Genomic DNA, 24,459 nt, shown 5'->3' on the forward strand with positions numbered 1-24,459 from the left:
CGAACAGGCCCGTACCTGCGCGGGCCCGCACCCGCGCGGCGTGCTCGGTGCTCGCCGCGTCGGGGCCGCGCGCTCGCCGTGCCCGGCGTCAGGCGGCGGCGCGCCGGGCGGGCGCCGGCTCGACGAGCACGCGGAAGTTCACCGAGCGCGCGATGAAGCAGTGGTCGTGCGCGCGCTGGTGGAGGGTCGCCAGCGCCGCCTCGTCCGTGCCGGGTCCGTCGTCGACCACCACGCGCGGGTGCAGCGTGACGTCCGTGAACTGGCCCTCGCCCCCGGACTCGACCCGCATGGTGCCGGTCGCGTCGTCGACGTACTCGCGCACGACGACGCCCGCCGCGGCCGCGAGGTGGAGGAACCACAGCATGTGGCACTGCGACAGGCTCGCGAGGAACAGCTCCTCGGGGCTGTACCGGGTCGGGTCGCCGCGGAACGCCGGGTCCGCGGAGCCGGGCAGCGGCGGCCTCCCGTCGAGAAGCACCTCGTGGTCGCGGCTGTAGGCGGTGTAGGACGCGGTGCCGCGGTCGCCCGCGCCGGTCCAGCGGGTCGTCGCGGCGTAGCCGTGCTGTGCGCTCATGGCCGCCACCCTAACGGCCGGTGACGCGCGTCACACGGCGCCGTCCCCGCGCCACCGCGTCCGTCGTCCCGCGTCCCCGCGTCGCCCCACACCCGAGCCACCGGCGTCGGTGGCCTGACCTAGGCTGGAGAACATGGCAGATCCCGCGACGTACCGCCCTGCGCCGGGGGAGATCCCCACCTCGCCGGGCGTCTACCGGTTCCGCGACGAGCACGGCCGTGTGATCTACGTCGGCAAGGCCAAGAACCTGCGCGCGCGCCTGTCGAACTACTTCCAGGACGTCGCGAACCTGCACCACCGCACCCAGACGATGGTCACGACGGCCGCGTCGGTCGAGTGGACGGTCGTCGGCACCGAGGTCGAGGCGCTCGCGCTCGAGTACACGTGGATCAAGGAGTTCGACCCGCGGTTCAACGTCAAGTACCGCGACGACAAGTCGTACCCGTACCTCGCGGTGACGATGGGCGAGGAGTTCCCGCGCGCCCAGGTGATGCGCGGCGCGAAGCGGCCCGGCACGCGGTACTTCGGGCCCTACGGCCACGCGTGGGCGATCCGCGAGACGCTCGACCTCCTGCTGCGGGTGTTCCCCGTGCGCACGTGCTCCGCGGGGGTCTTCAAGCGCGCCCACCAGACGGGCCGGCCGTGCCTGCTCGGCTACATCGACAAGTGCTCGGCGCCGTGCGTCGGGCGCATCACGCCCGAGGACCACAAGGCGCTCGCCGAGGACTTCTGCGACTTCATGGCGGGCGACACGCAGCGGTTCGTGCGCCGGCTCGAGCGCAAGATGAACGAGGCCGCCGCCGCGATGGAGTACGAGGCCGCGGCACGGCTGCGCGACGACATCGCCGCGCTCCAGCGCGCGACGGAGAAGAACGCGGTCGTGCTCGGCGACGGCACCGACGCGGACGTGTTCGCGCTCGTGGGGGACGAGCTCGAGGCGGCCGTCCAGGTGTTCCACGTGCGCGGCGGTCGCATCCGGGGTCAGCGCGGCTGGATCGTCGAGAAGGTCGAGGACGTCACGGACGCCGAGCTCGTCGAGCACCTGCTCCAGCAGGTGTACGGCGCGGCGGAGGAGGCCGTGGCGGCGGACGCCGGGACGCGCGCCGGGCGCGACCTCGCGCGCGACGCCGTGCCGCGCGAGGTCCTCGTGCCCGTCCTGCCGCCGGACACCGACCAGGTCACCACGTGGCTCTCCGGGCTGCGGGGCGCGCGGGTCGACGTCCGGGTGCCGCAGCGTGGCGACAAGAAGGAGCTCGCCGCGACGGTCCGGGCCAACGCGGAGCACGCGCTCGCGCTGCACCGCACGCGGCGCGCGGGCGACCTCACGACCCGCAGCCAGGCGCTGCGCGAGATCCAGGAAGCGCTCGAGCTCGAGACGGCGCCGCTGCGCATCGAGTGCTACGACGTCTCGCACAACCAGGGCACGTACCAGGTCGCCTCGATGGTGGTCTTCGAGGACGGGCTCGCGCGCAAGAGCGAGTACCGGCACTTCACGGTCCGCGGCCCGGACGGCGACGGCGCGGCCGACGACACGGCGGCGATGTACGAGGTGATCTCGCGCCGCTTCAAGCGCTACCTGTCCGACCGCTCGCGCTCGGGCGAGGTCGAGCTGGACCTCGAGGCGGACGACGTCGCCGACGGGTCCGACGCCGCGGCGCGCCGGGCGGAGCGTGCCGCGGAGGCGGCGGGCTACGTGCCGCGCAGCGGCGAGGTCGACCCCGACGCGCCCGTGGACCGGCGCGCGCGCTTCGCGTACCCGCCGAACCTCGTCGTCGTCGACGGCGGCCCGCCGCAGGTCGCCGCCGCGGCGCGCGCCCTGGCCGACCTCGGCATCGACGACGTCGCGCTGTGCGGCCTCGCCAAGCGGCTCGAGGAGGTCTGGCTGCCGGGGGAGGAGTACCCCGTCATCCTCCAGCGTTCCTCCGAGGGCCTGTACCTGCTCCAGCGCGTCCGCGACGAGGCGCACCGCTTCGCGATCGCCCAGCACCGCAGGCAGCGCAGCAAGGGCATGACGGCCTCGGCGCTCGACGACGTCCCCGGCCTCGGCCCGGCGCGGCGCACCGCGCTCCTCAAGCACTTCGGCTCCCTCAAGCGGCTGCGCGCCGCGAGCGTCGAGGAGATCGCGAGCGTCCGCGGCATGGGCGAGCGGACGGCGCAGGCCGTCGTCGCGGCGCTCGGCGGCGGGACCACGGACGACCGGCCCTCGCAGGACACTCCGGCGCAGGACGAGGCCGCGGCCCGCGCGTGACGGCTGGCATGCTGGGGGCATGACCTCGGAGCCGACCCCGGACCTCAGCCCGCAGGGCCAGCCTGCCCGCGTGCCGGAGCCCTCCCCGACCACCGTCCCCAGCGGCATCCCCGCGATCGAGGCCGCGACCCACGCCCCCGAGCCGAGCGAGGCCGAGGTGCTCATCATCACGGGCATGTCGGGTGCCGGCCGCACCCGGGCCGCCGCCGTGCTGGAGGACCTCGACTGGTACGTCGTCGACAACCTGCCGCCGCGCATGATCGTCCCGCTCGTGGACCTCATGACGCGGTCCGGCTCGACGCTCGAGCGCATCGCGGCCGTCGTCGACGTGCGCGGGCGCGAGTTCTTCACCGACCTCGTCGAGGTGCTCGACCACCTGCGCCAGAGCGGCGTGTTCTACCGCATCCTGTTCCTCGACGCGTCCGACGAGGTGCTCGTGCGGCGCTACGAGCAGGTCCGGCGCCCGCACCCGCTGCAGGGGGAGGGGCGCATCCTCGACGGCCTCGCCGAGGAGCGCCGTCTGCTCGCGAGCCTGGAGGAGCGGTCCGACGTCGTCATCGACACGTCCGAGCTCACCGTGCACGACCTCGCGCGCGAGGTGCGCGCCGCCGTCGCCGACGGCACCCCCGAGACGCTGCGCATCAACGTCGTCTCGTTCGGGTTCAAGTACGGGCTGCCGCTCGACGCGGACCACGTGGTCGACGTGCGGTTCCTCGCCAACCCCTACTGGATCACCGAGCTGCGCCACCTCACCGGCCGCGACGCGCCCGTGCGCGACTACGTGCTCGGGCGCCCCGGCGCGCTCGAGTTCGTCGACCGGTACGTGAACGCGCTCGAGCCGGTGCTGGCCGGGTATCTGGGCGAGGAGAAGCGGTACGTGACCATCGCCGTCGGCTGCACGGGCGGCAAGCACCGGTCCGTCGCGATCAGCGAGGCGATCGCCGCACGCCTGCGCGCCCAGGGGCAGCGCGTCATCGTCACGGCCCGCGACCTCGGCAAGGAGTGACCGGCGCCGTGGTCAGCCTGCGCAACCCCGCCGTCGTCGCCCTGGGCGGCGGCCACGGGCTCTCCGCGAGCCTGTCGGCGCTGCGGCTCATGTCCGACCGTCTCACGGCGGTCGTCACCGTCGCCGACGACGGCGGCTCCTCGGGGCGCCTGCGCGAGGAGCTCGGCGTCCTGCCGCCGGGGGACCTGCGCATGGCGCTCGCGGCCCTGTGCGACGACTCGGAGTGGGGCCGCACGTGGAGCGCGCTCCTGCAGCACCGGTTCACGTCGGAGGGCGACCTCGACAACCACGCGGTGGGCAACCTGCTCATCGTCGCGCTGTGGGAGCTGCTCGACGACCCGGTGGCCGGTCTCGACTGGGTGGGCAAGCTCCTCGGGGCGCGGGGCCGGGTGCTCCCCATGGCGGCCGTACCGCTGCGGATCGAGGCAGACGTCTGGACGCAGGGCCGGCTCGAGACGGTCGTCGGGCAGAGCCGCGTCGCGGTCACCCACGACCGCATCGAGCAGCTCCGGCTCGTGCCCGCCGACCCGCCCGCGTGCCCGGAGGCGGTGCGGGCCGTGGAGGAGGCGGACTGGGTCGTGCTCGGTCCGGGATCGTGGTTCTCGTCGGTGATGCCGCACCTGCTCGTCCCCGAGCTCGCACGCGCGCTGCACGAGACGTCGGCGCGCCGGTGCGTCACGCTCAACCTGTCGAGCGAGACGGGGGAGACGTTCGGGCTCACCGCGACGGAGCACCTGGAGGTGCTGCACAAGCACGCGCCGGAGCTGCGGATCGACGCCGTCGTGGCCGACCCGTCCGCCGTCGAGGACACCGAGCAGCTCGCGGAGGCCGCGGCGCGCATGGGCGCCCGGCTCCTGCTGCGCCAGGTCCGTCGGGGCGACGGCACGCCGCGGCACGACGCGCTGCGGCTCGCGGCCGCCTACCGCGACGTGTTCGACGACGTCCTCGGGGACGTCGGCTCGCCCGCCCGCTGAGCCCTCGCCGCCTCCGGCGCCCGTCGTGGACCGGCGCGCGAGGGGCCCGGGCCCGGGTGCGCACCGGACATCGCGACGGCCGCCCGCGCGCTCCCGGACGCCGCCGCGACACGCTCCCATCGGTGGCAGGATGTCCCGCATGGCGCTCACGGCACAGGTGAAGGACGAGCTGGCACGACTGCGGGTGGACAAGACCTCGTGCCGCAAGGCGGAGGTGTCCGCGATGCTCCGCTTCTCGGGCGGCCTGCACCTCATCTCCGGTCGTGTGGTCATCGAGGCCGAGCTCGACACGGCCATCGCCGCGCGGCGCCTGCGCGAGACCATCGCCGACGTCTACGGCCACACGAGCGAGCTGATCGTGGTGTCCGCCGGGGGGCTGCGCAAGAGCAGCCGGTACGTCGTGCGGGTCGTGCGCGACGGCGAGTCCCTGGCCCGCCAGACGGGCCTCCTCGACCAGCGCGGCCGGCCCGTGCGCGGGCTGCCCCCGCAGGTCGTCTCCGGCGGGGTGGAGGAGGCCGAGGCCGCGTGGCGCGGCGCCTTCCTCGCCCACGGGTCCCTCACGGAGCCCGGGCGCTCGTCAGCCCTCGAGATCACGTGCCCCGGCCCGGAGGCCGCCCTCGCGCTCGTCGGCGCGGCCCGGCGCCTGGGGGTGTCCGCCAAGTCGCGCGAGGTCCGCGGGATCGACCGCGTGGTGATCCGCGACGGCGACGCGATCAGCGCGCTCCTCACGCGCCTCGGCGCGCACGAGGCGGTCCTCGTCTGGGAGGAGCGGCGCGCGCGTCGTGAGGTGCGCGGCACGGCGAACCGGCTCGCCAACTTCGACGACGCCAACCTGCGCCGCTCGGCGCGCGCCGCCGTCGCGGCGGGCGCCCGGGTCGAGCGGGCGTTCGAGATCCTGGGGCCCGACCTGCCCGAGCACCTCCGCGAGGCCGGCGAGCTGCGCCTCGCGCACAAGCAGGCGTCGCTCGAGGAGCTCGGTCAGCTCGCCGACCCGCCGCTCACCAAGGACGCCGTCGCGGGGCGCATCCGGCGCCTGCTCTCGACGGCGGACAAGCGCGCCGCCGAGCTCGGCATCCCGGACACCGAGGCGGGGCTGAGCCCGGAGCTGCTCGACCTCTGAGGAGCGCGGCCCTCCGCCCGCGACCGTCGCGCCGCGCGCCCGACGCCGCGGCGCCCGTCCCCTGGACGTCACGCACCGGCGGGACGATGGTCCCGAAGCATGGGATTCAGGTCACATGACGGAGTGGTGTTGGTATAGGCTCGTCAGTGTCAGGTGACAACGACGTGCTCCTTCGCTGACACCCCTCGTGGGCGTGGGTGGTCCCGGCTGTCGCCGTGACGGTCCACGAGCACGGAGGGTGCTGTGCCGGGATCCGGGCAGCGGGGCACGGGCGCGATCACCACCTGCGTACGACGGCGTACGTGATCGTTCGGCATCAACCGTGTGCGTCGGGACAACCGGCGCGCCCTGAGGAGGGCATTGTGACCATCCGCGTCGGTATCAACGGCTTCGGTCGTATCGGACGGAACTTCTACCGCGCCATCGTCGAGTCGGGCGCCGACATCGAGATCGTCGGCGTGAACGACCTCACGGACAACAAGACGCTCGCGCACCTGCTCAAGTACGACACGGTCCTCGGCCGTTTCCCGCTGAGCGTGGACTTCGACGACGACAACATCGTCGTCGACGGCAAGAAGATCCGTGCGCTCGCGGAGCGCGACCCGGCGAACCTCCCCTGGGGCGAGCTCGGCGCCGACATCGTCATCGAGTCGACCGGCTTCTTCACCGACGCGACCAAGGCGAAGGCGCACATCGACGCCGGCGCCAAGAAGGTCATCATCTCGGCCCCGGCCAAGAACGAGGACGCCACGTTCGTCATGGGCGTGAACTCGGACCAGTACGACCCGGCCGCGCACCACATCATCTCGAACGCGTCGTGCACCACGAACTGCCTCGCCCCGCTGGCCAAGGCGCTCAACGACTCGATCGGCATCGAGCGTGGTCTCATGACCACGATCCACGCCTACACGGGTGACCAGAACCTCCAGGACGGCCCGCACCGCGACCTGCGTCGTGCCCGCGCCGCCGCGCAGAACATCGTCCCGACCTCGACGGGTGCGGCCAAGGCCGTGTCGCTCGTCCTGCCCGAGCTCAAGGGCAAGCTGGACGGCTACGCGCTGCGCGTCCCGGTCATCACGGGCTCGGCGACCGACCTCACCTTCACCGCCTCGCGCGAGGTCACGGTGGACGAGGTCAACGCCGCGCTCAAGGCGGCGGCCGAGGGCCCGCTCAAGGGCATCCTCGAGTACGTCGACGACGAGATCGTGTCGAGCGACATCGTCACCAACCCGCACCAGAGCATCTTCGACTCGAAGCTCACGAAGGTGATCGGCGACCAGGTCAAGGTCGTCTCCTGGTACGACAACGAGTGGGGCTACTCGAACAGCCTCGTCGCGCTGACCGCCCTGGTCGGCGAGAAGCTCTGAGCCACCTGCTGACGCAGCACATCCCTGCGTAGCACCATGCGTCCGCGTGCGCGTCCCGGCACCGCCCGGTGACGCGCACGCGGACGTCCTCATGTGCGGGCCGGGCCGGCTGCCGGCAGGCGTCCCGCACGACGGCGACAGAACCGTAGGAGACCGCATGAAGACCATCGACTCCCTGGGCGACCTGCGCGGCAAGCGCGTCCTCGTCCGCTCCGACTTCAACGTCCCGCTCGACGGGACGACCATCACGGACGACGGGCGCATCCGCGCCGCGCTCCCGACGCTGAAGAAGCTGACCGACGCGGGCGCGAAGGTCATCGTCACCGCGCACCTCGGCCGCCCCAAGGGCGAGCCGGACCCGAAGTACTCCCTCGCGCCCGTCGCGGCCCGCCTGGGCGAGCTGCTCGGCGTGCCGGTGCACCTGGCGCAGGACGTCGTCGGCGACTCGGCGCGCGAGACGGTCGCCGCGCTCGGCGACGGCGAGGTCGCGCTGCTGGAGAACATCCGGTTCGACCCGCGCGAGACGTCGAAGGACGACGCGGAGCGCCAGGCGCTCGCCCGCGACCTCGCGCAGCTCGCGGACGTCTTCGTCTCCGACGGCTTCGGCGTCGTGCACCGCAAGCAGGCGTCGGTCTACGACGTCGCGCAGGTGCTCCCGTCCGCGGTGGGCGAGCTCGTCCTCAAGGAGGTCGACTCGCTGCGCAAGGCGACGGAGGACCCGCAGCGCCCCTACGCGGTCGTGCTCGGCGGCTCGAAGGTCTCCGACAAGCTGGGCGTCATCGCGAACCTGCTCACCAAGGCGGACCGCCTGCTCATCGGCGGCGGCATGGTGTTCACGTTCCTCGCGGCGAAGGGCTACGGCGTCGGGAAGTCCCTCCTCGAGGAGGACCAGATCGACACGGTCAAGGGCTACCTCGCGGACGCGGAGAAGAACGGCGTCGAGATCGTCCTGCCGACGGACATCGTGGTGGCCGACGCGTTCGCCGCGGACTCGCCGCACGAGGTCGTCGCCGCGGACGCGATCCCGGCCGACAAGATCGGCCTCGACATCGGCCCCGAGTCGGCCAAGCTCTTCGCGAGCAAGATCGTCGACGCGAAGACCGTCGTCTGGAACGGCCCCGCCGGCGTGTTCGAGTTCGAGGCGTTCTCGGGCGGGACGCGCGCCGTGGCCCAGGCCCTGGTCGACGCGACGGCGAACGGCGCGTTCACCATCGTCGGCGGCGGCGACTCGGCCGCCGCGGTCCGCATCCTCGGCTTCGACGAGGCGGGCTTCAGCCACATCTCGACCGGTGGCGGCGCGAGCCTCGAGTTCCTCGAGGGCAAGGACCTGCCGGGGATCTCCGTCCTCGAGGGCTGACCGCCCCCCGTACCCCTCCGCGCCGCCCGCTCCCGCGGGCGGCGCGGGCCCCACAGAGAGAAGAAGGACCCGTGGCGAACACCCGCACCCCGCTCATGGCGGGCAACTGGAAGATGAACCTGGACCACCACCAGGCGACCCACACCGTGCAGAAGCTCGCGTGGACCCTCAAGGACGCGAAGCACGACTACGCGGCCGTCGAGGTCGCCGTGCTGCCGCCGTTCACCGACCTCCGGTCGGTGCAGACGCTCGTGGACGCGGACAAGCTCGAGCTCAAGTACGGCGCGCAGGACGTCTCGGCGCACGCCGAGGGCGCGTACACGGGCGAGATCTCGGCGTCGATGCTGGCCAAGCTCGGCGTGAGCTACGTCGCCATCGGGCACTCAGAGCGCCGCCAGTACCACGGCGAGACCGACGCCCTGGTGAACGAGAAGATCGTCGCCGCCGTGGGTCAGGGCATCGCCCCGATCCTGTGCGTGGGCGAGGGCCTGGACGTGCGCAAGGCTGGCGAGCAGATCCCCTACACGCTCGCCCAGGTCGAGGGCGCCCTCGCGGGCATCCCCGCCCCCCAGCTCGCGACGCTCGTCATCGCGTACGAGCCCGTGTGGGCCATCGGCACGGGCGAGGTCGCGACGCCCGAGGACGCCCAGGAGGTCTGCGGTGCGATCCGCGGCGCCCTCGGCGACCTGTACGACGCGGACCTCGCGAACGCGACGCGCGTCCTGTACGGCGGCTCGGTGAAGTCGTCGAACGTGGCCGCGATCATGGCCCAGCCGGACGTCGACGGCGCGCTCGTCGGCGGCGCGAGCCTCGACCCCGAGGAGTTCGCGAAGATCGCGCGCTACCAGTCGCACGCGACCGGCGCCTGACCTCCGCCTCGCACCCCGCACCGACGGCCCCGGGACCGCGTCCCGGGGCCGTCGGCCGCCGTCCGGGGACGGCGGCGGACGGGGTTGGCCGCGGCGGCCCCACGTCGCCTACTCTTGTCCCCTGTGCCGCGGGTCACGCCCGCGCACGACAACCGTGCGGTCGGTCCCGACATCGGTCGGGCCGGCCCTGAGCCTCAAGGACGTACTCGTGGACGTGCTGCGCATCATCCTCCAGATCCTGCTGGTGCTGACCAGCGCCTTCCTCACCCTGCTCGTGCTCATGCACAAGGGGAAGGGTGGCGGCCTCTCCGACATGTTCGGCGGCGGGATCTCGAGCTCCGTGGGCAGCTCCGGCGTCGCCGAGCGCAACCTCAACCGCATCACCGTGGCGTTCGCCCTCGTCTGGGCCGTCGTCATCGTGCTCCTGGGTCTCCTCCAGAAGGTCGTCTGACCGCACGCGCCCACCGGGGCGTCGTCGGGACGGCAGGAGAGTCCGCAGTCGGCAGGGGGCAAGCCGCGCACGGTCGCGCGGTCCGGGCAGGAACGAGTGCCGACGGCGGCACGGACGGGGGAGAGAGCACGTGGCAGGTGGTAACGCGATCCGAGGGTCGCGCGTCGGGGCGGGACCGCTCGGGGAGTCGGAGCGCGGCGAGATCGCGCCGCGCTTCTGGGTGTCGTACTGGTGCGCCAACGGCCACGAGACGCGACCCAGCTTCTCGTCGGAGGCGGGCATCGAGGCGCCGGAGACCTGGGACTGCCCGCGGTGCGGGTTCCCGGCCGGTCAGGACCAGGAGCACCCGCCGACGCCGTCGCGCAACGAGCCCTACAAGACGCACCTCGCGTACGTGAAGGAGCGGCGCAGCGACGAGGACGGCGTCGCGATCCTCGACGAGGCGCTCGCCGCGCTGCGCGCCCGCCGCGGCCGCTGAACCCGGCCGGGACGGTCCGGGTAGCGGCTCAGCCGCGCACGCGCGCGAGCACGAAGCCGTCGTAGCCCTTGGACCCGACGGTCTGCACGGCCGTGGCGTCGAGGCGCGGGTCCGCGACGACGCGATCCGCCATCTCCCGCACGCCGAGCACGTTCGGGTCGGTGCTCGCCGCGTCCGCGACGGCCCCGCCGCGGACGGTGTTGTCCACGACGAGGAGCGTCCCGGGGCGCGAGAGCCGCAGCGCGAGGTCGAGGTAGACCGGGTTCGAGGGCTTGTCGGCGTCGACGAACACGAGGTCGAACGGCGCGGCGCCGTCCGCGACGAGCCCTCGCAGCGTGTCCGCGGCCGGTCCGACGACGACGTCCACCGTTCCGGAGAGCCCGGCCGCGGCCAGGGACTCGCGCGCGACGGCGGCGTGGGCCGGGTCGATCTCGCACGTGACGAGCGTGCCGTCGGCGGGAAGGGCCCGGGCGAGCCAGATCGTCGAGTAGCCGCCCAGGGTGCCGACCTCGAGGATGCGCCGCGCGCCCGACGCGAGCGCGAGGAGCTGCAGCAGCCGACCCTGGGCGGGGGAGACCTGGATCTCGGGGAGACCGGCGTCCCGGGCGCGCGCCGACGCGGCGGCGAGCACGTCGTCCTCGGCCACCAGGGGCGCGAAGTACGCGTCGACGGCGTCCCACGTGGCCGCGGGGTCCGCCGGGTGCTCGCCGCCGGTCGTCACGCGCGACCCTCGTCCATCTCGGTCGGGGTCCCGGTGCCGGCCGCGGCGACGTCGACGAGCCACAGCGTGGCCTCCGTCCCCGCGACCGCGGCGGCCGGGGTCTCGCGCGTCGGCGCGCCGGCGAGCGCCGACGCGACCGCGGGCGCCTTCTCGGCTCCCGCCGCGACGACCCACACCTGACGGGCCCGCGCGATCGCCTCGAACGTCAGCGTGACGCGCTCGGGCGGCGGCTTGGGGGAGCCGTGGACGCCCGCCGTCGGGGTGCCCGTGACGTCGAGCCCGGGGTGGTCGGGGAAGAGCGACGCGACGTGGCCGTCAGGGCCCATGCCGAGCAGCAGGACGTCGAAGGCCGGGACCCGCTCGCCGTCCGGCGCGTGCTCCGCGAGCGTGGCCGCGTACGCGGTCGCCGACTCCTCGGGGGTCGCGGCCGCGTCCGCGGCCGGCATCGGGTGCACGTTCTCGGGCGGGAGGTGCGGCAGGTGGTCGAGCAGCGCCGCGCGCGCCTGCGTCTCGTTGCGCTCGCCGTCGCCCGACGCGAGGAAGCGCTCGTCGCCCCACCACACGTGCACACCCGACCAGTCGACGGCGTCGCGCGCCGGGTGGCGCGCGAGCGCGGCCAGGCTCGCGATCCCGACGGTCCCGCCCGTCAGCACGACGTGCACGGGCCGGCGGACCGACTGCACGTCGAGCAGGCGGGTCACGAGCCGCGACGCCACCGCCTCGGCGAGCACGCCGGCGTCGGGGTGCACGACGACGAGGCGCGCCGGGGTGCCCGGCCCCGCGGCGGTCACGCGCCCACCTTCTGCAGGCCCTTGGTGAGCACCTCGCCGTAGATCTCGTCGGGGTCCAGGCGTCGCAGCTCCTCGATGAGGGCCTCGCTGAGCGTCCGGATGGGCAGCGCGACGCGGCGGTCGGGCTTGCCCGGCTGGCTGATCGTCACCGTGCGGCCGTCGGGGCGGTCGAGGACGATCGGCCCGCTCTTGCGCTCGAGGGTCACGCGCGTGATCGCCTCGGCGCCGCGCCGTCGCACCACCTGCGCCGGGCAGCGCAGGCGGGAGCCCAGCCACGCGGCGAGCAGGTCGAGCGACGTGTGCTTCGCCTGGCCCTCGACGACGACGCTCGTCACCGGCTCGTAGGGCGGCTGGTCGAGCGCCGCGGCGATGAGGCCGCGCCACAGCGTAACGCGGGCCCACGCGAGGTCGGAGTCGCCCGGGCCGTACGTCTGCGCGAGCTGCGCGAGCGTCGCCTCGGGGTCCTTCGCCGTGATCGAGTCGGTGATGCGCCGCTGCGCCATGGCGCCGACCGGGTCGTCGTCGGGGGACGCGGGCGGCTGGCCCGGCCACCACACGACGATGGGCGCGTCGGGCAGCAGGAGCGGCATGACGAGCGTGTCCGCGTGCTCGAGCAGCGGCCCGGCGGTGCGGAGCACGACCACCTCGGACGCGCCCGCGTCGCCGCCGACGCGGATCTGCGCGTCGAGGTGCGGCGTCGCGCTGCGCCCGGACGGCGCGACGACGATGACGCGGCACGGGTGCTCGCGGCTCGCGTCGTTCGCGGCCTCGATCGACGTCTCGACGTCGGACTCGCGCGCGATGACGACGAGCGTGAGGACGCGGCCCAGCGCGATCGCGCCGCCCTCGTCGCGCAGGCGCACGAGGCGCTTGTTCACCGCGTTCGTCGTCGTGTCGGGCAGGTCGATGATCATCGCGGGGTCCTCGCCGGTCGGAGGGTCGTGCCGCGTACCGGCGCACGACGGGGTCGGGGGGTCTCTCGGGTGCGCGCGGCCCGCTCGGCGGGCGCCGGGGCGCTCACGGGCGCCGCCAGGCGCGGCCGTCGCGCGCGAGCATCGCGTCGGCGGACTCCGGCCCCCACGTGCCCGACCGGTACGGCTCGGGCTTGCCCTTCGCGGCCCAGTGCGCGGTGATCGGGTCGAGGATCTTCCAGGAGAGCTCGACCTCCTCGCGCGTGGGGAACAGCGGCGGGTCGCCGAGCAGGACGTCGAGGATGAGGCGCTCGTACGCCTCCGGCGACGACTCCGTGAACGCGTGCCCGTAGCCGAAGTCCATCGTCACGTCGCGGACCTCCATCGCGGTGCCCGGGACCTTGGCGCCGAAGCGCATCGTCACGCCCTCGTCCGGCTGGACGCGGATCACGAGCGCGTTGTTCCCGAGGTCCGACGCCTGCGAGCTCTCGAACGGCAGGTGCGGGGCCTTCTTGAACACGACGGCGACCTCGGTCACGCGGCGCCCGAGGCGCTTGCCCGTGCGCAGGTAGAAGGGGACGCCCGCCCAGCGGCGGTTGTCGATGTCGACGCGGACCGCCGCGTACGTCTCCGTGGTGGAGGTGTCGGGGATGCCGTCCTCCTCGAGGAAGCCGATGACCTCCTCGCCGCCCTGCCAGCCGGCGGCGTACTGCCCGCGGGCCGTGTGCCGGGACAGCTCGCGCGGCAGCCGCACGGCGGAGAGCGCCTTGATCTTCTCGGCCCGCAGCGAGGGCGCGTCGAACGACACCGGCTCCTCCATCGCGACGAGCGCGAGCAGCTGGAGCAGGTGGTTCTGGATGACGTCGCGCGCGGCGCCGATGCCGTCGTAGTAGCCGGCGCGGCCCCCGATGCCGATGTCCTCGGCCATCGTGATCTGCACGTGGTCGACGTAGTTCGCGTTCCAGATGGGCTCGAACATCTGGTTGGCGAAGCGCAGGGCGAGGAGGTTCTGGACCGTCTCCTTGCCGAGGTAGTGGTCGATGCGGAAGACCGAGTCGGGCGGGAAGACCTCCGACACGACGGCGTCGAGCTCGCGCGCGCTCGCGAGGTCGTGGCCGAACGGCTTCTCGATGACCACGCGCCGCCACGCGTCCTCCGCCGAGCGGGACAGCCCCGACTCGGCGAGCTGGCGGCACACGACGGGGAACGCGCTCGGCGGGACCGACAGGTAGAACGCGTGGTTGCCGCCCGTGCCGCGCTCGGCGTCGAGCGTCTCGACCGTCTCGCGCAGGCGCTCGAACGCCTCGTCGTCGTCGAACGAGCCCTGGACGAACCGGATGCCCTCGGAGAGCTGGCGCCACGTCGCCTCGCGGAACGGCGTGCGCGCGTGCTCCTTGACGGCGTCGTGCACGACCTGCGCGAAGTCCTGGTCCTCCCAGTCGCGGCGCGCGAAGCCCGTGAGCGCGAAGCCCGGGGGGAGCAGGCCGCGGTTGGCGAGGTCGTAGACGGCGGGCATGAGCTTCTTGCGGGCGAGGTCGCCCGTGACGCCGAAGATGACGAGCCCGCACGGGCCCGCGATCCGGGGCAGGCGCAGGTCGAGGGGGTCGCGCAGAGGGTTGTGCTCTGGCGTGATCTTGGCCGGTCTCACCTGGTGGCACCGTTCCGTTCGGGGAGGGGTCGGAGGACTGCAGAAGGGCTTGGGCGTCTGCGGATCATAGGGGCGTCGCGACGGGGTGCGCCGCCGTTCCCGCAGGTCGGACGCGCGGCCGGGACGCCGGCCGCGCGCCGGAGGTCAGGAGGAGGCGAGGCGGCGGAGGTTGTCGCGCGTCGTGGCGAGGAGCTCGGTCCAGCTGTCCTCGAACTTGCGCACGCCCTCGGCCTCGAGGCGGTCGGTGACCTCGACGAGGGAGACGCCGAACGACTCGACGGTCTCGATCGTGCGCCGCGACGCGGTCGCCGTGCCGGTGACCGTGTCGCCCGTCACGACGCCGTGGTCCGCGAACGCCTGGAGCGTCGCCTCGGGCATGGTGTTCACGACGCCGTCCGTGACGAGCTCGTCGACGTACATCGTGTCGCGGTACTCGGGGTTCTTCACGCCCGTCGAGGCCCACAGGGGACGCTGGGGCTGCGCGCCGGACGCGACGAGCGAGCGCCAGCGGTCCGTCTGGCGGAACTCCTCGTAGGCCTCGAACGCGAGGCGCGCGTTCGCGACGGCGGTCTGCCCGCGCAGGTCGAGCGCCTCGGGCGTCCCGACCTTCTCGAGCGCGGCGTCCACCGCGGTGTCGACGCGCGAGACGAAGAACGAGGCGACGGAGCCCACGGGCGCAAGGTCGACGCCGTCGGCGCGCGCCTGCTCCAGCCCGATCGCGAACGCCTCCATGACCGCGCGGTAGCGCGCGAGGGAGAAGATGAGGGTCACGTTGACGCTGATGCCCTGCGCGAGCGTGCGCGTGATCGCGTCGAGGCCCGCGACCGTCGCCGGGATCTTGATGTAGACGTTCGGGCGGTCGATCGTGCGCCACAGGCGCTCCGCCGTGACGACCGTCGCGTCGGCGTCGTGGGCGAGTCGCGGGTCGACCTCGATCGAGACGCGCCCGTCGACGCCGTCGGTGGCGTCGTAGACGGGGCGCAGGAGGTCGGCGGCGGTGCGCACGTCGTCCGTGGTGATGCGCTCGACGGCGGCCTCCACGGCCGCGTCGTCGGTGCCCGCGGCCGCGAGGTCGGCGAGCTGGGCGTCGTAGGCGTCGCCCTTCGCGAGCGCCGACGCGAAGATCGTGGGGTTCGTGGTCACGCCGACGACGCCGCGCGTCGCCACGAGCTCGGCGAGGTTGCCGGTGCGCAGCCGTTCTCGGGAGAGGTCGTCGAGCCAGATCGACACGCCCGCTCCCGTGAGCTGCTCGATGGGGCCGGGGACGGTGGTGGGCTGCGTCATCGGACTTCCTCTCGTGGTGCTCTCGCTGCGGGCGTGCGCCCGGGTCGCCGCTCGTGACGGTCGTCCGGGGTGTCCCGAGGTGGGGCCGCGTGCACGGCCCCACCTCGGAATCTACGAAGGGTCAGCGCAGGTCGCCAGTGCCGCCCTCCGAGGGGGTGGGCTCGGCGCCCGGGGCGTCGTCGCCGCGCGCCGCGGCGATCGACTCGCGCGCCGCCGTCGCGACGGCCTCGGACGTGATGCCGAACTCGCGGTACAGCACCTGGTAGTCCGCGGACGCGCCGTAGTGCTCGAGGCTCACGGAGCGGCCGGCGTCACCGACGAGCTCGCGCCAGCCCTGCGCGACGCCCGCCTCGACCGAGACGCGCGCGCGGACGGCGGACGGCAGGACCGACTCGCGGTAGGCGTCGTCCTGGCCGTCGAACCACTCGCGGCTCGGCAGCGACACGACGCGCGCCTGCACGCCCTCGGCCGCGAGGATCTCGCGCGCCTCGACGGCGAGCTGCACCTCGGAGCCGGTGCCGATGAGGATGACGTCCGGCGTGCCCTCGGTGTCGAGCAGCACGTAGCCGCCGCGCGCCGTGCCGGACGCGTCGGCGTAGCCGTCGGTCCCGCGCGGGAACGTCGGCACGTTCTGGCGCGTGAGGATGAGGCCCGCCGGGCGCTCGGTGTTCTCGAGCACGGTGCGCCAGGCCCACGCGGTCTCGTTCGCGTCGGCCGGGCGCACGACGTCGAGGCCCGGGATCGCGCGCAGCGCCGCGAGGTGCTCGACGGGCTGGTGCGTCGGGCCGTCCTCGCCGAGGCCGATCGAGTCGTGCGTCCACACGAACGTCGTCGGGATCTCCATGAGGGCGGCGAGCCGGACGGCGGGACGCATGTAGTCGCTGAACTGGAGGAACGTGCCGCCGTAGGCGCGCGTGCCGCCGTGCAGGACGATGCCGTTGAGGATCGCGCCCATGGCGTGCTCGCGGATGCCGAAGTGCAGCGTGCGGCCGTACTCGTGGCCCGGGAACTTCTTCGTCGCGTGCTCGGCCGGCACGAACGACGGCTCGCCGTCCATCGTCGTGTTGTTCGAGCCCGCGAGGTCGGCGGAGCCGCCCCAGAGCTCGGGCAGCACGTCCTTGAGCGCGGTGAGGACCTTGCCGGACGCGGAGCGCGTCGCGACGGCCTTGCCCGCCTCGAACGTGGGCAGCGCGTCCTCCCAGCCGGCCGGGAGCTCGCGGCGCGAGAGGCGGTCGAGCAGCTCCGCGCCGGACGGGTTGGCGGTCTTCCACGCCTCGAACGCCCGGTCCCAGGCGGCGCGGGCGTCGGCCTGGCGCTCGCCGACGGCGCGCGTGTACGCGAGCACCTCGTCGTCGATCGCGAAGCTCGCCTCGGGGTCGAGGCCGAGCTCGACCTTGAGGCCCTTGATCTCGTCGGCGCCCATGGCGGAGCCGTGGATGCCGCCGGTGTTCTGCTTCGTGGGCGACGGGTACCCGATGATCGTGCGCAGCGCGATGATCGACGGCTTGCCCGTCTCGGCCTTGGCGGCCTCGATCGCGGCGTGCAGCGCGTCGACGTCCTCCGCGTAGCCCGTGCCGCCGTTGGTCCAGTCGACGCGCTGGGTGTGCCAGCCGTACGCCGCGTAGCGCGCGAGGACGTCCTCGGTGAACGCGATGTCCGTGTCGTCCTCGATCGAGATCTTGTTGTCGTCCCAGATCACGACGAGGTTGCCGAGCTGCTGGTGGCCCGCGAGCGAGGAGGCCTCGCTCGTCACGCCCTCCTGCAGGTCGCCGTCGGAGGCGATGACGTAGACGTGGTGGTCGAACGGCGACTCGCCCGGCGTGGTCGACGGGTCGAGCAGGCCGCGCTCGCGGCGCGCCGCGAACGCCATGCCGACCGACGACGCGAGGCCCTGGCCGAGCGGGCCGGTCGTGATCTCGACGCCGCGGGTGTGCTTGTACTCGGGGTGGCCGGGGGTCTTGGAGCCCCACGTGCGCAGCGCCTCGATGTCCTCCATCTCGAGGCCGTACCCGGCGAGGAGGAGCTGGAGGTAGATCGTCAGCGACGAGTGGCCCGCGGAGAGCACGAACCGGTCACGACCGACCCAGTGGTCGTCGGACGGGTCGTGGCGCATGACCTTCTGGAACAGCAGGTACGCGGCGGGGGCCAGCGAGATCGCGGTGCCCGGGTGGCCGTTGCCCACCTTCTCCACGGCGTCGGCGGCGAGCGCCTTGATCGTCTTGACGGCCCGGTCGTCCAGGTCCGTCCAGTCCAGGGGCGTGTGAGCAGGGGACAACGCGTTCACCGAACCTCATTCCCGTCCGGAGCGCGCGCCCCGGATCCTCGCGACAACTCGAAGCAACCGTTGAACATTTCCCGGCCTCACGCCTCAGGGGGCGGGGCGGCCCGGTGCCCGTCGCGCGGCCCGGAGGCCACGTCCGTGGCGGGCGGTCCGACGCGGGACGGTCGCGGGCACCAGCCTATACGCGTGGGCCGTTCCCGGCCGGGCGGTGCCCACGTGCTGGATTTCGGTCGGATGTCACACAATCGCCCGGCCCGTCCGGTCGGCCCCCGCGCAGGCGGGGACGTACGATGAGCGAGGACGGCCGGCGGTCCGTCCCAGCTCGCCCCCCACCTCAGAACGGAACACCGAAGCGCGTGCACACCACGAGCCAGGCACCGATCGACGGGACCGGAAGCCCGTCGAGCGCCGCGTCGACCCAGCAGCCGTCCTCTCCGACGGCCCCCGCGACCTCCGTCGCCCCGACGGCCGAGGTCGCCGGCGCGACCCGCGCGCTGCGCGAGCGGGTCGGCGCCTACGTCGCCCTCACCAAGCCGCGCATCATCGAGCTCCTCCTCGTCACGACGGTCCCGACGATGTTCCTGGCACAGGGCGGGCTGCCCGGGCTGGGCCTCATCCTCGCGACGCTCGTCGGCGGCACGCTCGCCGCGGCCTCCGCGAACGTCTACAACTGCTACCTCGACCGCGACATCGACGAGGTCATGAACCGCACCAAGCGGCGCCCGCTCGTCACGGGCGAGATCACCCCGCGCGCGGCGCTCGTGTTCGCGACCGTCCTCGGCGTGGTGTCGCTGGTCTGGTTCGCGCTGCTGGTCAACGTCGTCTCCGCGTGGCTGACGTTCGGGGCGATCGCGATCTACGTCGTCGGCTACACGATGATCCTCAAGCGCCGCACCCCGCAGAACATCGTGTGGGGCGGCATCGCGGGCTGCATGCCGGTGCTCATCGGCTGGTCGGCGGTCACGGGCTCGCTGAGCTGGGCGGCGCTCGCGCTGTTCCTCGTCATCTTCTTCTGGACCCCGCCGCACTACTGGCCGCTGTCGATGAAGTTCAAGCGCGACTACGCGAACGCGGGCGTCCCGATGCTCCCCGTCGTCGCGGACGACAGCCGGGTCGCGCGGGAGATGATCCTCTACGGCGTCGCGATGGTCGCCTCGTCGCTCGCGCTGTGGCCGCTCGCCGGGATGACCTGGGTCTACGGCGTCGTCGCCACGGCCCTGGGCGCCTGGTTCCTGTCGTCGTGCGTGACGATGCTGCGCCGGGCGCGCGACAAGGCCGACGGCAAGGGCGGCAAGGTGGGGGAGATGAAGGTCTTCCACGCGTCCATCACGTACCTGACCCTGCTCTTCGTCGCGGTGGCGGTCGACGTCTTCCTGCCACTGTGAGCCCGGTCGTCCCGGGCGGGCAGTGACGCCATGAGCCCCGGCGAGGCCCACGTGCCCGAGGCGCTGGACCGCGCCGCGCGCGAGTACCTGGCGCACCTCGCCGTCGAGCGCGGGCTGTCCGCCAACACGGTCGCGGCCTACCGCCGCGACCTCGCGCGCTACGTCGCGTTCCTCGCGTCGCGCGGGAACCACGCCGTGCGCGACGTCGAGGCGGACGACGTCGCCGACTACGTCACCGCGCTGCGCACCGGGGCCGACGGCGGCGCGCCCCTGTCGCCGTCGTCGACCGCCCGGTCGGTGGCGGCCGTGCGCGGCTGGCACCGCTTCTGCGCGGCCGAGGGCCTGGCCGACGCCGACGCGTCGGCCGACGTCCGTCCGCCCGCCCAGGGCAGGCGGCTGCCGAAGGCCATCTCTACCGACGAGGTCGCACGCATCCTCGAGGCGTCCGGCGTCGGGGACGGGCCCGGCCCCCTGCGCGACCGCGCGCTCCTGGAGCTCGTGTACTCGACCGGCGCGCGCATCACCGAGGCGGTGAGCCTCGACGTCGACGACCTGGACCTCGACAGCGGCGCCGTGCGCCTCCTGGGCAAGGGCGGCAAGGAGCGCGTGGTGCCCGTCGGGTCGTTCGCGCGCCGCGCCCTCGACGCCTACCTCGTGCGCGGGCGCGCCGCGCTCGCCGCGAACGGGCGGGGGACGCCCGCGGTGTTCCTCAACACGCGCGGCGCGCGCCTGTCCCGGCAGAGCGCGTGGGCCGTGCTGCGCACCGCGGCCGAGCGCGCCGGGATCGAGCACCCCGAACGCATCTCGCCGCACACGCTGCGGCACTCGTTCGCGACCCACCTGCTCGCCGGCGGCGCGGACGTGCGCGTCGTGCAGGAGCTGCTGGGCCACGCGTCGGTCACCACGACCCAGATCTACACGCTCGTGACGCCCGACACGCTGCGCGAGGTCTACGCGGCCGCGCACCCCCGCGCGCTGGGCTGATCCCGCGCCGCGACGGGGCCATAGCGCCCCCCGGCACCGCCGCAGCACCGCCGCCAGTACCGCCGCGCCGCGTCGTCCCGGAACGCGGCGCGCGGGCGCGTACGCACGGGACCGGGCGAGGTCCTGCGATACCGTGGCGGACGTGAGCAGCCAGGCCGAGACCCAGCCCGAGACGCGCGGCGCGCACGGCTCGCACGGCGACGCCGTCCGTCCGGTCGTCCCGCAGACCTCCGCCGAGGGGAACGCGGCGCCTCCCGCCGACCGCCCCGTCGAGCAGCCCGCGGACCGTTCGGCCGCCGCCGAACCGCGCGTCGACGTCGTCGGCCGCACCCTGCCGGAGTTCCCCGTCCCGGCCTCGCTCGCCGCGCACGGCCCGGGCCGCATCATCGCCATGTGCAACCAGAAGGGCGGCGTCGGCAAGACGACGACGACCATCAACCTGGGCGCCGCGCTCGCCGAGTACGGGCGCAAGGTCCTGCTCGTCGACTTCGACCCGCAGGGCGCCGCGTCCGTCGGCCTCGGCGTGAACCCGCACGAGCTCGACCGCACGGTCTACAACCTGCTCATGGAGCGCGGCGCGGACATCCACGACGTGCTCGTGAGCACCGACGTCGAGAACCTCGACCTGCTGCCCGCGAACATCGACCTCTCGGCCGCCGAGGTGCAGCTCGTGGGCGAGGTCGCGCGCGAGTCCGTCCTGTCGCGCGTCCTGCGCCCGGTCGTGGACGACTACGACGTGATCCTCGTCGACTGCCAGCCCTCGCTCGGCCTGCTCACCGTGAACGCGCTCACCGCCGCGCACGGCGTGCTCATCCCGCTCGAGTGCGAGTTCTTCGCGCTGCGCGGCGTCGCTCTGCTCGTCGAGACGATCGAGAAGGTGCGTGACCGGCTCAACCCGCGCCTCGACGTCGACGGCATCCTCGCCACGATGTTCGACTCGCGGACGCTGCACTCGCGCGAGGTCGTCGCGCGCGTGCACGAGGCGTTCGGCGACAAGCTGCTCCACACCGTGATCGGGCGCACCGTGAAGTTCCCGGACGCGTCCGTCGCGGCCGAGCCCATCACCGTGTACGCGCCGAACCACCCGGGCGCCGTCGCGTACCGGCAGCTCGCCCGGGAGCTGGTCGCCCGTGGCGACGCCGCCTGAGCCGCCACCACCGACGGAGCCGCCCGCGCGGGCCGGGTTCGAGGTCCGGCTCGACAACTTCAGCGGGCCCTTCGACCTGCTGCTGTCGCTCATCACGAAGCACAAGCTCGACATCACCGAGGTCGCGCTCGCGCGCGTGACGGACGACTTCATCGCGTACATCCGCGCGGCCGAGCGCGCCGCCGCCGTCGCGCGGGCCGGGGGGGAGGACCACCCCGGCTGGGACCTCGGCACCGCGAGCGAGTTCCTCGTCGTCGCCGCGACGCTGCTCGACCTCAAGGCGGCCCGGCTGCTGCCGACGGGCAGCGTCGAGGACGACGAGGACCTGGCGCTCCTGGAGGCCCGCGACCTGCTCTTCGCGCGGCTGCTGCAGTACCGCGCGTACAAGGACGTGTCGGGCCTGCTCGCCGAGCGGCTCGAGAGCGCCGGGCGCCGGTTCCCGCGCGTCGTGCAGCTCGAGCCGCACCTGGCCGCCCTGCTGCCCGAGCTCGTGTGGACCATGGGTCCGGACCAGCTCGCCGTGCTCGCGGCCCGCGCGCTCGCCCCCAAGGCGCCGCCGCCCGGCGTCTCGCTCGACCACCTGCACGCCCCCGCCGTCAGCGTGCGCGAGCAGGCGGGGATCGTCGTCGACCGCGTGCGCAGCCACGGCACGACGACGTTCCGCGCCCTCGTCGCGGACGCGGGGGAGACCGCCGTGGTCGTCGCGCGGTTCCTCGCGCTGCTCGAGCTGTTCCGCCAGGCGCTCGTCGCGTTCGACCAGGTGACGCCGCTCGGCGAGCTCACCGTGCGGTGGTCGGGCGACGACGACGCGGCCGAGCCGCCGCTCGCCGACGTCGGCAGCGAGTTCGACGAGGGCGACGAGCCCGACCCGGCGGACGCCCTCGCCACCACCGACCAGGAGGTCCCCGCGTGACGCAGCCCGACGACGGCCCGGCCCCGGACGACGCCCGCCCGCCCGCCGTGCACGACCTCCCGGGCGGTCTGCCGTCCGCGCTCGAGGCCGTGCTCATGGTCGCGGACGAGCCGATCCCACCGGTCGAGCTCGCGGCGGCGCTCGCGGTCCCGGTCGACGAGGTGCTGGACGCGCTGCACGAGCTCGCGGCCGAGTACCGCGGCGACGACGGCGGTCGGCCTCGCGGGTTCGAGCTGCGCGCGGCGGGCGGCGGGTGGCGCGTGTACTCCGCGCCCGCGCACGCCGAGGTCGTGGGTCGGTTCGTGCAGGGCGGCCAGACGGCCCGGCTCACGCAGGCGGCGTTGGAGACTCTGGCCGTGATCGCGTACCGTCAACCGGTCAGCCGCGGCCAGGTGTCGGCGGTGCGAGGGGTCAACGTGGACGGCGTGGTGCGCACGCTCGTGGCGCGCGGGCTCGTGGCCGAGGTCGGCCAGGACCCGCACACCGGCGCCGGCCTCTTCGGCACCACGGGGTACTTCCTCGAGCGCATGGGTTTCACGTCGCTCGACGAGCTCCCCCCGCTCGCGCCGCACCTGCCGGACATGGACGACCTCGAGGGCCTCGACGGGCTCGCCGACCTGCGCGCTCCCGCGCGGCCGACGGGCGTCGCGGCGCCGACGGACGCTCCCGGCGTCGCGGCTGACGACGCGGACGGCGCACCGGCGCCGACCGCCACGACACCCGGCGTGACGCACGACGTCACGCACGGACCGACGGACGAAGGACACGCATGAGCTCGAAGGACGGACGCCGCTCCGGCGACGGAGGGCGCGGGCGCACGCCCCGCGACGGGGCGGGCGACGCACGCCGCGGCGGGAACGGCGACGCGCGTCGTGGCGGCCCGCGGGGCGGCGACGGCGTACGCGCGGGCGGCGCGCCCCGGCGCGGCGGCTCGTCCGCGCAGGGCTCGTCCGCGGGCGGCGGCGCGGGCGAGGGCCGGGAGCAGGGCGCCGGTCGTGGCCAGGGTGCCGGTCGGGCGACCGGCGCGGGCCGCGGCGCGGCTGTCGGTCGGGGTCGCCCTGCCGCGGGTCGCGGCACGTCGGCGCCCCGCGCCGGCCAGGCGGCGGGCCGGCCGCGCCGTCCCGTGCGCGGGCAGCCCAGCGAGCCCCAGCGCGACGTCCACGTCGAGGACGGCGTGCGCCTGCAGAAGGTGCTCGCGTCGGCCGGGCTCGGGTCGCGCCGCGCGTGCGAGGACCTCATCGCGCAGGGCCGCGTCGAGGTGGACGGCGTGCGGGTCACCGAGCTGGGCGTGCGGGTCGACCCGGCGCGCGCCGTCGTGCACGTCGACGGGATGCGCCTGCAGCTCGACTCCTCGCGCGTGACGCTCGCCCTCAACAAGCCGCGCGGCGTCGTGTCGACCATGCACGACCCGGACGGCCGCCCGTCCATCGCGGAGCTCGTCGCCGACCGGCCCGAGCGCCTGTTCCACGTGGGCCGCCTCGACGCGGACAGCGAGGGCCTGCTGCTCCTCACGAACGACGGCGAGCTCGCGAACCACCTCGCGCACCCGTCGCACGAGGTGGCCAAGACGTACCTCGTCACGGTGCGCGGCAAGGTCGCGGGCAACGTCGCGAACAAGTTCCTGCACGGGATCGAGCTCGAGGACGGGGTCGTGCAGGCGGACGCGTACCGCGTCGTCGACCAGGTCGCGGACCAGACGATGATCGAGGTCGTGCTGCACTCCGGCCGCAACCGGGTCGTGCGGCGCATGTTCGAGGAGGTCGGCTACCCCGTGACGCGCCTCGTGCGCACGCGCATCGGCCCGATCGCGCTCGGCAACCTGCGCCCAGGCACGACGCGCGTGCTCGGTCGCACCGAGCTCGGCACGCTCATGGCGGGCGTCGGGCTCTAGGTCCGCGCGTCCCGCACCACCACCCCGACGGACCGCCGCGAGGCGGGCCGTCCCGCACG

22 protein-coding genes are annotated in these 24,459 nt (G+C 74.1%); 15 read left to right on the top strand and 7 right to left on the bottom strand.

Going from position 1 to position 24,459, the window contains the following annotated elements; translation table 11 throughout:
* Positions 1-88 precede the first annotated feature (88 nt).
* Positions 89-574 carry an OsmC family protein gene (locus B8281_RS12535; RefSeq protein WP_085388754.1) on the bottom strand — a complete coding sequence of 162 codons (486 nt, stop codon included), beginning with the start codon at positions 572-574 and terminating at the stop codon, positions 89-91.
* A gap of 133 nt (positions 575-707) precedes the next feature.
* Here B8281_RS12535 and uvrC point away from each other — a divergent pair, with 133 nt between their 5' ends.
* The 9 genes from uvrC (at position 708) to B8281_RS12580 (ending at position 10,444) form a co-directional block, all read left to right on the top strand.
* Complete coding sequence (uvrC, locus tag B8281_RS12540) at positions 708-2,822, top strand: excinuclease ABC subunit UvrC (protein WP_061267762.1); 2,115 nt, start codon at positions 708-710, stop codon at positions 2,820-2,822.
* A 19-nt stretch (positions 2,823-2,841) separates the two neighbouring features.
* Positions 2,842-3,828 carry an RNase adapter RapZ gene (gene rapZ / locus B8281_RS12545; RefSeq protein ID WP_051028082.1) on the top strand — a complete coding sequence of 329 codons (987 nt, stop codon included), beginning with the start codon at positions 2,842-2,844 and terminating at the stop codon, positions 3,826-3,828.
* 8 nt (positions 3,829-3,836) lie between these two features.
* Positions 3,837-4,802: a uridine diphosphate-N-acetylglucosamine-binding protein YvcK gene (yvcK, locus tag B8281_RS12550; RefSeq protein WP_198163065.1), complete on the top strand. Its 966-nt coding sequence runs from the start codon at positions 3,837-3,839 to the stop codon at positions 4,800-4,802.
* A 139-nt stretch (positions 4,803-4,941) separates the two neighbouring features.
* Complete coding sequence (gene whiA / locus B8281_RS12555) at positions 4,942-5,922, top strand: DNA-binding protein WhiA (RefSeq protein WP_034655142.1); 981 nt, start codon at positions 4,942-4,944, stop codon at positions 5,920-5,922.
* A 362-nt stretch (positions 5,923-6,284) separates the two neighbouring features.
* The gene (gene gap / locus B8281_RS12560; RefSeq protein ID WP_043654032.1) at positions 6,285-7,289 is read left to right on the top strand and encodes a type I glyceraldehyde-3-phosphate dehydrogenase; all 1,005 of its coding nucleotides are present in this window, start codon (positions 6,285-6,287) and stop codon (positions 7,287-7,289) included.
* A 157-nt stretch (positions 7,290-7,446) separates the two neighbouring features.
* Entirely contained in the window at positions 7,447-8,646 is a 1,200-nt protein-coding gene (gene pgk, locus B8281_RS12565; protein WP_021481806.1) for a phosphoglycerate kinase, read from the top strand.
* A gap of 71 nt (positions 8,647-8,717) precedes the next feature.
* Complete coding sequence (gene tpiA, locus B8281_RS12570; RefSeq protein WP_085387882.1) at positions 8,718-9,515, top strand: triose-phosphate isomerase; 798 nt, start codon at positions 8,718-8,720, stop codon at positions 9,513-9,515.
* A gap of 208 nt (positions 9,516-9,723) precedes the next feature.
* Positions 9,724-9,966 carry a preprotein translocase subunit SecG gene (gene secG, locus B8281_RS12575; RefSeq protein WP_021481808.1) on the top strand — a complete coding sequence of 81 codons (243 nt, stop codon included), beginning with the start codon at positions 9,724-9,726 and terminating at the stop codon, positions 9,964-9,966.
* Between the two features lie 130 nt (positions 9,967-10,096).
* A complete protein-coding gene (locus B8281_RS12580) occupies positions 10,097-10,444 on the top strand; it encodes an RNA polymerase-binding protein RbpA (protein ID WP_021481809.1) in 348 nt (115 codons plus the stop codon).
* Between the two features lie 28 nt (positions 10,445-10,472).
* On the opposite strand, the gene B8281_RS12585 is transcribed toward B8281_RS12580, so the two are convergent.
* The 6 genes from B8281_RS12585 to tkt all read right to left on the bottom strand — a co-directional run bounded on the left by B8281_RS12585 (position 10,473) and on the right by tkt (position 18,083).
* Complete coding sequence (locus B8281_RS12585; RefSeq protein WP_085387883.1) at positions 10,473-11,165, bottom strand: O-methyltransferase; 693 nt, start codon at positions 11,163-11,165, stop codon at positions 10,473-10,475.
* Entirely contained in the window at positions 11,162-11,956 is a 795-nt protein-coding gene (gene pgl / locus B8281_RS12590) for a 6-phosphogluconolactonase (protein ID WP_085387884.1), read from the bottom strand. The genes B8281_RS12585 and pgl overlap by 4 nt, the downstream gene beginning before the upstream one ends.
* The gene (gene opcA, locus B8281_RS12595; protein WP_034655766.1) at positions 11,953-12,870 is read right to left on the bottom strand and encodes a glucose-6-phosphate dehydrogenase assembly protein OpcA; all 918 of its coding nucleotides are present in this window, start codon (positions 12,868-12,870) and stop codon (positions 11,953-11,955) included. Before opcA ends, pgl begins: the two co-directional genes overlap by 4 nt.
* Positions 12,871-12,973: 103 nt before the next feature.
* Positions 12,974-14,515: a glucose-6-phosphate dehydrogenase gene (zwf, locus tag B8281_RS12600; RefSeq protein WP_085387885.1), complete on the bottom strand. Its 1,542-nt coding sequence runs from the start codon at positions 14,513-14,515 to the stop codon at positions 12,974-12,976.
* 144 nt (positions 14,516-14,659) lie between these two features.
* Positions 14,660-15,799: a transaldolase gene (gene tal / locus B8281_RS12605; RefSeq protein WP_085387886.1), complete on the bottom strand. Its 1,140-nt coding sequence runs from the start codon at positions 15,797-15,799 to the stop codon at positions 14,660-14,662.
* Between the two features lie 121 nt (positions 15,800-15,920).
* Positions 15,921-18,083 (bottom strand): transketolase, encoded by a 2,163-nt coding sequence (tkt, locus tag B8281_RS12610; RefSeq protein ID WP_085387887.1) that lies wholly within the window; start codon positions 18,081-18,083, stop codon positions 15,921-15,923.
* Positions 18,084-18,574: 491 nt separating this feature from the next.
* Between tkt and B8281_RS12615 the strand changes: the two genes are divergently transcribed.
* From B8281_RS12615 to B8281_RS12640, 6 genes are all read left to right on the top strand, one after another.
* A complete protein-coding gene (locus tag B8281_RS12615; protein ID WP_021482300.1) occupies positions 18,575-19,465 on the top strand; it encodes a heme o synthase in 891 nt (296 codons plus the stop codon).
* Positions 19,466-19,495: 30 nt separating this feature from the next.
* Positions 19,496-20,449, top strand: coding sequence for a site-specific tyrosine recombinase XerD (xerD, locus tag B8281_RS12620; protein WP_085387888.1), 954 nt, complete (start codon positions 19,496-19,498; stop codon positions 20,447-20,449).
* A 331-nt stretch (positions 20,450-20,780) separates the two neighbouring features.
* Positions 20,781-21,596: a ParA family protein gene (locus tag B8281_RS12625; protein ID WP_051028084.1), complete on the top strand. Its 816-nt coding sequence runs from the start codon at positions 20,781-20,783 to the stop codon at positions 21,594-21,596.
* The gene (locus B8281_RS12630; RefSeq protein WP_085387889.1) at positions 21,580-22,509 is read left to right on the top strand and encodes a ScpA family protein; all 930 of its coding nucleotides are present in this window, start codon (positions 21,580-21,582) and stop codon (positions 22,507-22,509) included. Before B8281_RS12625 ends, B8281_RS12630 begins: the two co-directional genes overlap by 17 nt.
* The gene (locus tag B8281_RS12635) at positions 22,506-23,282 is read left to right on the top strand and encodes an SMC-Scp complex subunit ScpB (RefSeq protein WP_081599945.1); all 777 of its coding nucleotides are present in this window, start codon (positions 22,506-22,508) and stop codon (positions 23,280-23,282) included. The genes B8281_RS12630 and B8281_RS12635 overlap by 4 nt, the downstream gene beginning before the upstream one ends.
* Positions 23,279-24,400 (top strand): pseudouridine synthase, encoded by a 1,122-nt coding sequence (locus tag B8281_RS12640; protein ID WP_085387890.1) that lies wholly within the window; start codon positions 23,279-23,281, stop codon positions 24,398-24,400. Before B8281_RS12635 ends, B8281_RS12640 begins: the two co-directional genes overlap by 4 nt.
* The last annotated feature ends 59 nt before the right edge of the window (positions 24,401-24,459 follow it).

Source organism: Cellulosimicrobium sp. TH-20, from assembly GCF_002105775.1.
Taxonomy (GTDB): Bacteria; Actinomycetota; Actinomycetes; order Actinomycetales; family Cellulomonadaceae; genus Cellulosimicrobium; species Cellulosimicrobium funkei.

Bases quoted from the DNA above. Each gene is read 5' to 3' on its own strand.
- opcA (WP_034655766.1), bottom strand. From the start codon at position 12,870: ATGATCATCGACCTGCCCGACACGACGACGAACGCGGTGAACAAGCGC.
- tal (WP_085387886.1), bottom strand. From the start codon at position 15,799: ATGACGCAGCCCACCACCGTCCCCGGCCCCATCGAGCAGCTCACGGGA.
- xerD (WP_085387888.1), top strand. From the start codon at position 19,496: ATGAGCCCCGGCGAGGCCCACGTGCCCGAGGCGCTGGACCGCGCCGCG.
- rapZ (WP_051028082.1), top strand. From the start codon at position 2,842: ATGACCTCGGAGCCGACCCCGGACCTCAGCCCGCAGGGCCAGCCTGCC.
- pgk (WP_021481806.1), top strand. From the start codon at position 7,447: ATGAAGACCATCGACTCCCTGGGCGACCTGCGCGGCAAGCGCGTCCTC.
- B8281_RS12535 (WP_085388754.1), bottom strand. From the start codon at position 574: ATGAGCGCACAGCACGGCTACGCCGCGACGACCCGCTGGACCGGCGCG.
- B8281_RS12640 (WP_085387890.1), top strand. From the start codon at position 23,279: ATGAGCTCGAAGGACGGACGCCGCTCCGGCGACGGAGGGCGCGGGCGC.
- uvrC (WP_061267762.1), top strand. From the start codon at position 708: ATGGCAGATCCCGCGACGTACCGCCCTGCGCCGGGGGAGATCCCCACC.
- whiA (WP_034655142.1), top strand. From the start codon at position 4,942: ATGGCGCTCACGGCACAGGTGAAGGACGAGCTGGCACGACTGCGGGTG.